Consider the following 5,912-nt stretch of genomic DNA (forward strand, 5'->3'; position numbering starts at 1 on the left):
CGCAAATTATCGCAATATCACATAGTCATTCGGCTTGATCTCTACTGCGCGATGAATTATTCAGCGTTTCCTTAGATCTCAGCACCTTAGAGTTAAGATTTTCCAACCATATGACGTTAATTACACTTCACATATTTTTCACAACCGCTACGATAAGATCCAACAGATAATGCCCTCAGTTTCTAAGCGGTTTCCTATACGCGCTTAGCTCTCCAGGCTCAACTATTAAGGAAGGAAAATTACCATGGCACCACGAATTGCACACGTCGATGATGACTCAGATATTCGCGAGGCTGTTGAACGCATACTGTGTAAAAACGGATATGAAGTTGATAGTTATCTGACTATGCAGGAATTTATTGATTCATTGGAAGATGAGGCGAAACGGCCTGATTTGGCTATCCTTGATGTGATGGTTGAATCAATGGATTCCGGATTGACTACCTACGCACAAATTCACAAACGCTTCCCACAAATACAAGCCATTTTCTTGACATCTCTGGGTGATATGATCAGACCCTATTTTGAGGATGGGACGCATGAGTGGGTTTGTATTATGGAAAAACCTGTGGAACCGATAAGCTTATTGGCAACAATTAACGAGCGGTTAAAACATACGGGACCCGTATCATAACCACACTTAGGCTAAAAAAGAATGGCAACCACTGAATTTTCCTGGAATAAATCGAACAGCCAAAATATATCGCTTGAATTAATAGGTGAAAAACTAAAACTCAGTGATGATGTTTTAATTAGTAATATCCGCTGGTTTATTACCTTCCGCTGGGTATTGATTGCCACACTGGTTTTCTTCGAAATCCTGATGCTGTCATCATCAGATGCACTGGCGAAGTTGGGTATCAGTGAACAGCAGAAATGGCCAATTGCCATCATTATTGTGCTGGTTGTTGCAAATATTGCATACATCTTCGCATTAAAAAATTATGGCAAATCTAGTAAATATAACTCGCCCTCTATTAATTTATGGGTGCAAATCATTGTTGATCTGATCTGCCTATCCGTTGTCGTGCATTATATTGGTAGCACTACTACACCGGTTTCCTTTTTCTACGTGCTGCATATTGCACTGGCCTGTATCTTTTTTTCTACCCGTGAAAGCCTATATGTAACCATATTAGTTTGTTTAATGGACACGGTCGTCATCGTTATTGATAACTTTCTGATCATTCAATCGCCACTTTCGGCTTTAATAAGCAATCATATTCTTTCTGAAAGTGCGCGTAGGGATGGGGCAATAGTGTGGATGTTTTTTCTCGATGCCTTATTTCTTATCGTATGGTATGTTGTATCAAGACTTTCCTTGATCGTTCGTGCCCATGAACGTCATCTAGTTGATGCTTACAAACAAATCAATCAAGCACAAGTAGAAAAAGATCAATATGCATTGCTGATCACACACCAGCTGAAATCACCGTTGGATGCTATCCGTAGCAAAATAAATTTGATTAACGAGGGCTATTTGGGCGAAACGACACCTGAAGTCAGTACGGCACTTCAACAGATGGATGTCCGGGCAAAGAATATGTCCGGCTTAATACTTGATTTACTCAGATTAGAACGACTGAAAGATACTTGTCTTGACACCGCAGTTTTCGAATCTGTTGATATTCAAACTGCTCTTCAGAAGTGTCTTGAGAAAATAACTCCCGTTGCCAATTCTAAAAACGTTGTACTCAATCTATCGATTGAGAACTTTGTCTGTAAGGTAATTCCTGATCAATTGGGAATACTCCTGGAAAATATCATTACCAATGCAATCACCTATTCTCATGATAGCGGATCCGTTGAAATTGCATCGACCGTCAATCGCCTTAATCGAAGTGCCGAAATTATTGTAACCGATCATGGAATCGGCATTGATAACAAAGATCTGCCGAATATATTTAATGAGTATTTTTATTCGCCTAGGGCCGCTCTTCATAACAAAGCATCCAGCGGCATTGGTTTGTCTATCGTAAGAATCGCAGCAGAAAATAACAAACTGAAAATCAAAGTCACCAGCGAGCCCGGAATGGGTACTACTTTCACTGTGATATTTAGTAATATCGAATTACCTGACGAATATTAGAAAACTCAAACCGCACTTCAATCAAGATCAGGGTTAATTTATTCAATTCTGTTATGCTGCCAATAGCGGCGATGCAATCTTCGCCAACTTGCAACAGACCACGCATTATTTGCAAAGCGAACCAAAATAGCACCCTCTAGATCACTGCGCAATAATTGATTCCCCAAGTTGTGATAGCGAGCCACCACCACTTCACTCGGATGATCGTACCGATTCTGATAGCCCATTGTGAATATCGTCAGGGAAGGATTCACTTTTTGTAAAAAAGCAGCAGTCGAAGAAGTATTACTGCCATGATGCGGCGCGATCAGTACTGTTGCAGGAAGCTTATCACTGGCGCGAGCGAGCAATGCCTGCTCGTCCTTTCCTTCAATATCAGCCGGCAGCAATACACTCCCATGAATTGATGTAATTTTTAACACGCAACTGCGTGCATTGGTATTAAGTCTTGTATTCGCATAATCCTGAGTTAATGGATGCAGCATTTCAAAATATACGCCATCCCATTGCCAGAATTGGCCAGCACGGCACTGTTCTTTATGGCGCACAACTTGCTGTACTGGGTGATGGCTATACAGAGAAGATAGTAATCTCTTAGTAGGTATCGCCTCCAGTACCGATAAAGCGCCACCACTATGATCTGAATCAGCATGTGATACGATTAAAGTATCAAGCTGGCGAATACCTTCTCCACGTAAAAAGGGCACGATAATACGGCTACCGCTGTCCGTTTCACCAAAATTGGGACCGGTATCGAATAACAGAGCATGATGCTCAGTGCGCGCCACTACTGCCAATCCCTGACCAACATCCAGAACCGTTAACCATAACTCACCGGCTTCTGGCCGAGATGGCTGTGCCAGGAACATCGGAAGCAATGCAATCACACCCAGCCAGCGTGCTGGGAAACCGGCAAAAAAACCCAATCCAAAGCTTCCGGGCAGCAACAACCACAAGATCCCAGCGATTGCCACCGCTATTGTCCACATCGGTGGCGCATGCTGCTGCCATACTACATTTGACATATCGCTCAGAGATTGCAGTAAGAGCATGACAATACTTAGCACGCCATGTGCAACCGGTAACATAAAGTCAAATATAGGTATTGTCGCCAGCAATGTGAGCGGCACCACTACCAAGCTCACCAACGGAATGGCTATGGCATTCGCAATTGGTGACACCAATGACACCTGTTGAAACAGAACCAATAATAGTGGAATGAGTCCCAGAGTAATGGCCCATTGAATCCGCAACCAATCACTCAGCCAGTGAGTTTTGCCGATCCGCCCTACCGTCACCAGCATAATAATGGCAATTGCGCCAAATGACAGCCAGAAACCAGGTGCAATGCTTGCCCAAGGATCTAGAAGCACCACCCAAAATAACGCCCATGCCAGCACCCTCGTAGCTGAAGTATATTGGCCTCTCCATAGCGCGATCGCCACCACAGCCAGCATACAGAATGCGCGTTGTGCCGGAATTGCAAAGCCAGATAGCACAGCATAGCTGAATGCCACCATCAATCCAGCCATGACAGCGGCACGGCGGGCTGGCAGACGTAATGCTAAATAGCGATTCCAACGCCATAGCCAGAATACGCATGCGAATACCATGCTGGAGATCATAGTGATATGCAGTCCGGAAATTGCCATCAAATGATTGGTCCCTGTGCGAGTAAATATTTGCCACTGATCGCGGGGAATGGCTTGTTGATCGCCTGTCGCCAGAGCTTTTAGTATACCGGCATAGGATTTATCGGTTAACCTCGCAGCAAAGCGTCGCTGGATTTCTTCACGAATATGCTCAACCCAATAGCTTGGCCGTTGCACTATCGGATGCAAGCGCTGATTATCGTCCGATACTCGCACGTATCCGGTTGCTCGAATATTACGGTCCAAGGCCCATGCTTCATAATCGAAGCCATGCGGATTCAAGGTACCGTGCGGTTGTTTTAGGCGCACCATTAGTTGCCAGCGTTCTCCTGCTTTGATAGCCGGAAACACCTTCTGAACTGAATCCACTTGCCGCTCTTTATACCAGGACAATGCAACCTTTTTGGGTACAACTGCACCTTCTGTGACCACACGCTCAATATCAAACCGGAAACGCATACTGCGATCATCCTTTTGCGGCATACTGGCCACTACACCGATAACCTGGATATCTCTACGCTCCCATTCGTGGGGTAATGAGTCGGCCAAACGCCAATGCGCCATCGCAGCGGCCCAGAAAAAACCTATTCCCATAAAAAGCAGCCAAAACACAATCTTGCTTATTACTACCGGAATCACCAATTGACGGCATCGAAACAACCCAAGCGCGATGCCCAGCAGCAATAAACTCCACGCCCACAAAATTTCTGGTAATTCAGCTCGTTGCTGCAACAAGCTGGCACCCAAAACAAAAGCAAGAATATTTGATTGCACTAACAAATTTTCTGAACTCCTTTGCCAAGTAAATTTTATTTTAGATCGCTGTATGGCATGCTCCCTGAAATTCTCTCAGGAAATTTCCAGCATGCTCTATCGAAAGTTTTTTCCATCAAATTCTGTAGTGTCTGGAGATTTGAGAATTGTCGCATGATAACTCGGTGCACGACCATCCGCTTCGCAGGCAAGCCACTGGGGCGTCCGCCAAAGAGTATCCCTGAAAACAAAGATGAATTGAAGCGCCTGAAAGCACAACGTCGACAGGGATATCGCGAGCACATTCCAATTGAAAGAAAGCTTTGCCAAGGAAAGAATGATTGCCGACTCAACAAAATTCTAGCAATGCGCGCTGATACTTCTGTCGCATGATAAATAGCATCTTCCTGACCATGAACCGGCTCATCTTGGTGCTGGTTCTTATTTGCATGAGGAATCTTGCTGCCAAAATAGCATTCCGGGTGACAAAAGTGGGCATGTCCAGAAAGATCTCGTTTGCGCGTGCCTGCCAAATCATCTCAAACCGTAATTCTTACTTGACAGTGCGTATCTGATTGCTGAATTTCTGATCAAACTCTAAATAAGCTCGCAGATGTCAAGGTTGATGGCTACTAAATTTTTTGAATTTGAATCGCCCCGGTATTTCCGGAGATAAAGTAATTTGAGAGGAGGAAGAGATGAAAAACCAAATCAGTTATTCACCGGAAGTACGAGAACGAGCGGTAAGATTGGTGTTCGAGCTACAAATAGAGCATGAATCACAATGGATGGCGATCAAGTCGATCGCATCAAAGATTGGCTGTACAACGAAGACGTTACGCACTTGGGTAAGACGAACAGAGATTGATCAGGGAATTCGAGGCGGCATGTCGACTGCGCGGATCGTGAGCGGCTCAAGGAATTGGAACAGGAGAACCGGGAATTAAAGCGAGCCAACGAGATATTACTTAGTCGACCCTGAAAAAGTATCAAACAACAGTTGTTCTGGAAGAACTATCCGAGAAAACTGTTATTGACCAAAACGCATGGCCCGGTAGTTTAATTTCCATCAAGTAATCTGATAAATTCGCAGTTTTCGCCATGGGAAAAAGAGCCAAAAAATGGCCAGAAGCCATTGTTTCAGATTCCATGCGCAAGCAACCATCAGCAGATTGATGTGATCGCCGATAGCACCTTTCAGATAGTTCCTCGCCATTCGGTAATCCGATTTCAAGGGCCGATAATGGGTTCAATCGCCGCACGCCTCCTGCACTGTTTCCGTTTCTTGTCTTTCTGGTACCGGGTATCCTTCTTGAATGCTTTTCCAGGCAAAATGATCCGAGTTCCATTGACTTCAACTTTGCCGCGGTAGCCGCGATCGCATACGGCTTGCTTGGCGGCTTTCCCGCGCGAAATCT

Annotated in this window: 5 protein-coding genes and 2 pseudogenes; 4 read left to right on the forward strand and 3 right to left on the reverse strand. The window is 44.7% G+C overall.

The window, feature by feature from the left end:
- The first annotated feature begins 244 nt into the window (after positions 1 to 244).
- Positions 245 to 634, forward strand: coding sequence for a response regulator (locus tag K2P83_RS12690; RefSeq protein WP_292929745.1), 390 nt, complete (start codon positions 245 to 247; stop codon positions 632 to 634).
- A 21-nt stretch (positions 635 to 655) separates the two neighbouring features.
- Positions 656 to 2,089, forward strand: coding sequence for a HAMP domain-containing sensor histidine kinase (locus K2P83_RS12695; protein ID WP_292929747.1), 1,434 nt, complete (start codon positions 656 to 658; stop codon positions 2,087 to 2,089).
- 38 nt (positions 2,090 to 2,127) lie between these two features.
- Here the strand turns inward: K2P83_RS12695 and K2P83_RS12700 are convergent, their stop codons facing one another.
- The gene (locus K2P83_RS12700; RefSeq protein WP_363279620.1) at positions 2,128 to 4,515 is read right to left on the reverse strand and encodes a DNA internalization-related competence protein ComEC/Rec2; all 2,388 of its coding nucleotides are present in this window, start codon (positions 4,513 to 4,515) and stop codon (positions 2,128 to 2,130) included.
- A gap of 153 nt (positions 4,516 to 4,668) precedes the next feature.
- Between K2P83_RS12700 and K2P83_RS12705 the strand changes: the two genes are divergently transcribed.
- Both K2P83_RS12705 and K2P83_RS12710 read left to right on the forward strand, forming a co-directional pair.
- Entirely contained in the window at positions 4,669 to 4,887 is a 219-nt protein-coding gene (locus K2P83_RS12705) for a hypothetical protein (protein ID WP_292929751.1), read from the forward strand.
- 305 nt (positions 4,888 to 5,192) lie between these two features.
- Positions 5,193 to 5,461, forward strand: a pseudogene (locus K2P83_RS12710) (transposase); the annotation flags it as partial.
- A gap of 102 nt (positions 5,462 to 5,563) precedes the next feature.
- Here K2P83_RS12710 and K2P83_RS12715 read toward each other — a convergent pair.
- On the reverse strand, positions 5,564 to 5,710 hold the full coding sequence (locus K2P83_RS12715) for a hypothetical protein (protein ID WP_292929753.1): 147 nt from the start codon (positions 5,708 to 5,710) through the stop codon (positions 5,564 to 5,566).
- A gap of 14 nt (positions 5,711 to 5,724) precedes the next feature.
- A pseudogene (locus K2P83_RS12720) lies at positions 5,725 to 5,912 on the reverse strand (IS5/IS1182 family transposase); the annotation flags it as partial.

It is taken from the genome of Nitrosomonas sp. (genome assembly GCF_019752415.1).
Lineage (GTDB): Bacteria > Pseudomonadota > Gammaproteobacteria > Burkholderiales > Nitrosomonadaceae > Nitrosomonas.

Bases quoted from the DNA above. Each gene is read 5' to 3' on its own strand.
- K2P83_RS12690 (WP_292929745.1), top strand. From the start codon at position 245: ATGGCACCACGAATTGCACACGTCGATGATGACTCAGATATTCGCGAG.
- K2P83_RS12695 (WP_292929747.1), top strand. From the start codon at position 656: ATGGCAACCACTGAATTTTCCTGGAATAAATCGAACAGCCAAAATATA.
- K2P83_RS12705 (WP_292929751.1), top strand. From the start codon at position 4,669: ATGATAACTCGGTGCACGACCATCCGCTTCGCAGGCAAGCCACTGGGG.
- K2P83_RS12715 (WP_292929753.1), bottom strand. From the start codon at position 5,710: ATGGCGAGGAACTATCTGAAAGGTGCTATCGGCGATCACATCAATCTG.